Below are 3,544 nucleotides of genomic sequence, written 5' to 3' on the forward strand. Positions count from 1 at the left end.
GGCCCCGGCCGCCTCTCTGGCTTATGCCGGCCGTACCTTTGCGGCGTAAGTTTTATAAAAGTAGATGTATCGTTATCCCCGGCCGGTTTCGGCTTTTGGCCGCTTCGTATTATTAATGACGGAGATGGTGACGCGGCCCGAGCGCCCCGCCGTTATCTGGAAGCGCACCATGGAAGAGGCCGTGCTTATCGGCACCGACTCGGTGTTTATCGTGTCGCTGGTGGCCACCTTCATTGGAGCCGTTACCTGCGTCCAAATCGCCTACAACCTCGTCAATCCGCTCATTCCGCAGTCGATGGTAGGCTACATGGTGCGCGAAATGACGGTATTGGAGCTCGCGCCCACCATTACGAGCATCGTGCTGGCTGGTAAGGTGGGCTCGTCCATTGCGGGCGTACTGGGCACCATGCGGATTACCGACCAGATTTCGGCCATCGACGCGATGGGCATCAATTCGGCCTCCTACCTGGTGCTGCCGCGCGTGCTGGCGGCCCTGTTCGTATTTCCGCTGCTCGTGATTCTGGCCATGAACCTGAGCATCCTGGGCGGCTACGTGGCCTCGCAGGCGGCGGGCATCATGCCGGGGGCCGATTATATAGAGGGCATTCGGTTTGATTTCAAGCCTTATACCATCTTGTTTGCCCTGATAAAATCAGTGGTTTTCTCGTTTCTGGTCACCGCTACCTCGGCCTACAAAGGCTACTCCGTGCGCGGTGGCGCGCTCGAAGTAGGTGCGGCTGGCACGTCGGCCGTTACCAATTCCATCATCGCCATTCTGCTGGCCGACTACACACTGGCCGCCATTCTGCTGTAGGGTAAGCTTTAGCTTGCCAGCGAGCGCAGCGAGCAGCCGCGCCCGTTGGCGTTCGCTTACGCACTCGCCCGCTGGCAAGCTAAAGCTTACCCTACTGCTAAACTCCGCCGGGCGCGGGCCGTACTTTGCGGCAGCCATGCACGCCCCGCTTCCGCACGTCACCCGCCGCGATTTAGCTTACTTTTTCTTTAGCCAGCACTTCTCCGATGGGCTGCGCACCACGCTGGCCATTTTGCTGCCCGCGCTGGTAGGCGCGCAGTGGGGCGACCTGGCCACCGGCGTCACCATCTCGACCGGCGCGGTGTGCGTGAGCGTCACCGACACGCCCGGCCCCGCCAGGCACAAGCGCAATGGCATGCTGGCTAGTCTGGGGCTGGTGTTCGTGGTGTCGATTCTGACTAATCTGGTCGCGCCCTACCGCGTGCTGCTGGGGCTGGAGGTAGTCGGTCTGGCCTTTGCCCTGACCATGCTGCTTGTCTGGGGCGCGCGGGCGGGCGCGGTGGGCTCGGCCACGCTGCTGGCAATGGTGTTGACGCTGGCGCACCCCATCGGGCCGGCGCAGGTGCTGCCCCACGGGCTGCTGCTGGGGCTGGGCGGGGCCTGGTACTTGCTCCTGGCGCTGTTGCAGCAGCAGGTGCTGCCCTACCGGGCGGCCCAGCAGGCGCTGGGCGAGTGCCTGCACGCGCTGGCCGGCTTTCTGGAATTGAAGGCCACTTTTTATCAGCAATCCACTGATTTAGAAGAAGACTACCGCCGCCTGGTGGCCCAGCAAGTCACGGTAAACGAAAAGCAGGAGGCCGTGCGCGAAGTCATTTTCCGCTCGCGGCAGCTCGTGAGCGAAAGTACCAGTGCCAGCCGCCGGCTGGTGCTCACCTTCGTGGAGGCCGTGGACCTGTACGAGCACATCACGGCCGGGCACTACGACTACGCGGCCCTGCGGCGCGATTTTGGGCACACCGGTGTGCTCGGCGACATCGCGGCCCTCATCACGCGCCTCGCCACCGACCTCGACTACCTGGGCAGTGCCATCATGGCCAACCGCGCCTTCGGCAGCCCGCCGCCCGACCGCACCGCCGAGTGGGACCGCCTGCAAGCGCGCATCGCGGCCCTGCCCACCGATGCGGCTACCGGCGCGCACCCCCGCATCCTGCGCAAAATATTGGTGAATCTGCGCGACCTCATCCGCCGCACCGCCAGCCTGCGCCGCTATTTCGACGAAAGCCAGCTGGCCGAGCAGCCCACCGAGCCCGGCCGGGCGGCCTCGCACGTGCAGTTCGTGGCCCGCCAGGAGCTGCAATTCAAGGCGTTCACCGAAAACCTGACCCTGAAATCGTCGGTGTTCCGGCACGCGGTTCGCATGGCCGTGGCTTGCCTTATCGCCTTCGTGCTGGCCGAGATATTCTGGCACGGCCAGCACAATTATTGGGTCTTGATGACTGTCACCATCATGCTCAAGCCCGGTTTCAGCCTCACGCGCCAGCGCAATACCGAGCGCATCGTGGGCACGCTGGGCGGCGGTTTGCTGGGCGCGATTATTCTCAAAATAGTGGAGAGCAACGATGTGCGCTTTGGTATTCTGGTGGTTTTTATGGTGATTGCCTACAGCTTTCAGCGCACCAAGTATCTCGTGACGGTGATATTCCTGACGGCGTACCTGCTCATTATGTTCACGTTCTTGGGTTCGGGCTACGTGGGTATTATCGAAGAGCGCGTGACCGATACGCTGCTGGGCTGCGCCATCGCGCTCAGCGTGGGTTATCTGCTTTTCCCGAGCTGGGAAAGCGAGCAGCTGCCCGACCTGATGGCCGCCACGCTACGCGCTAACCTTGCCTACCTGCGCCAGCTGGCCGACCGCTTGGCCGGCCGCACCGTGCCCGCCACCGCCTACCGCCTGCGCCGCAAAGACGTGTACGTGGCCTCGGCCAACCTGGCGGCAGCCTTCCAGCGCATGCTGTCCGAGCCCAAGCGCAAGTACCGCCACCCCACCGAAACCCACCAGTTTGTGGTGCTGAATCACATTTTGTCGTCCAATATCGCGGCCCTCACTACTACCTGGCAAGACACGGCCACCGCCAACCCGCTGCCCTCGCCCGAAAGCCGCCGCCTGCTCACGAGTGCCCTGGCGGCCCTCACGCGCAGCCTCGGCCGCCTCGACCCCAGCGCCCCCGCCGACGAGCCCGCCGCGCCCGAGGTGCGCTCGCCCGTGCCCGCCGCTCCCGCCGACCGCCCGCTGCTGGAGCAACTCAGCTTTTTGCAGAAAGTAAGTACCGACCTGGGCAAGGTAACAGAAACGCTAACGGCGAAATAGCGAACCGCCAGTCTTGGCTGGCGAGCCCGGCTAGTCGGCTGCGCCGCGCTCGCCAGCCTACGGAAGTTACTCGCTCTTTTTGCGGCCTGCGCCGCCGGGCTTCTTGCCACCGCCGTCCTGCTTGTTCACGGTGGCCCAGGCACGGGCTTCGGCCTCTTCTTCGGGCACGCCTTTTTTCTCGTAGCTTTCTTCGATGTGTTCGGCCTGGCGCTTTTGCTTGTCGGTGTACTTCGACTTATCTCCCTGAGACATGGCTGTAACTGGCTAAGTGAAACAAATGCCGCCCGGCCGGGCGGCTTGGTTTGGGTACGCGGGGTAGGTGTGGGTAGTTAACGCGCAGCTTACCACTCGCTGTCGCAGGCGGCTCTATCTTCGCCCGTAGTTTGACGGGGTAGAGACGCAAAAGTTGGTGTCTTGCGTCA

The 3,544-nt window shown here is 63.3% G+C and carries 3 protein-coding genes; 2 read left to right on the forward strand and 1 reads right to left on the reverse strand.

The features are described from left to right. Positions 1-64: 64 nt before the first annotated feature. Both VFO93_RS17660 and VFO93_RS17665 read left to right on the forward strand, forming a co-directional pair. The gene (locus VFO93_RS17660; RefSeq protein WP_325135704.1) at positions 65-814 is read left to right on the forward strand and encodes an ABC transporter permease; all 750 of its coding nucleotides are present in this window, start codon (positions 65-67) and stop codon (positions 812-814) included. Positions 815-950: 136 nt separating this feature from the next. After that, a complete protein-coding gene (locus VFO93_RS17665; protein WP_325135705.1) occupies positions 951-3,122 on the forward strand; it encodes an FUSC family membrane protein in 2,172 nt (723 codons plus the stop codon). 66 nt (positions 3,123-3,188) lie between these two features. On the opposite strand, the gene VFO93_RS17670 is transcribed toward VFO93_RS17665, so the two are convergent. After that, positions 3,189-3,374 carry a hypothetical protein gene (locus VFO93_RS17670; RefSeq protein WP_325135706.1) on the reverse strand — a complete coding sequence of 62 codons (186 nt, stop codon included), beginning with the start codon at positions 3,372-3,374 and terminating at the stop codon, positions 3,189-3,191. Positions 3,375-3,544 lie beyond the last annotated feature (170 nt).

It is taken from the genome of Hymenobacter sp. (assembly GCF_035709525.1).
Taxonomy (GTDB): Bacteria; Bacteroidota; Bacteroidia; order Cytophagales; family Hymenobacteraceae; genus Hymenobacter.

Coding starts and splice junctions, on each gene's coding strand:
- VFO93_RS17660 (WP_325135704.1), top strand. CDS start 65: ATGTATCGTTATCCCCGGCCGGTTTCGGCTTTTGGCCGCTTCGTATTA.
- VFO93_RS17665 (WP_325135705.1), top strand. CDS start 951: ATGCACGCCCCGCTTCCGCACGTCACCCGCCGCGATTTAGCTTACTTT.
- VFO93_RS17670 (WP_325135706.1), bottom strand. CDS start 3,374: ATGTCTCAGGGAGATAAGTCGAAGTACACCGACAAGCAAAAGCGCCAG.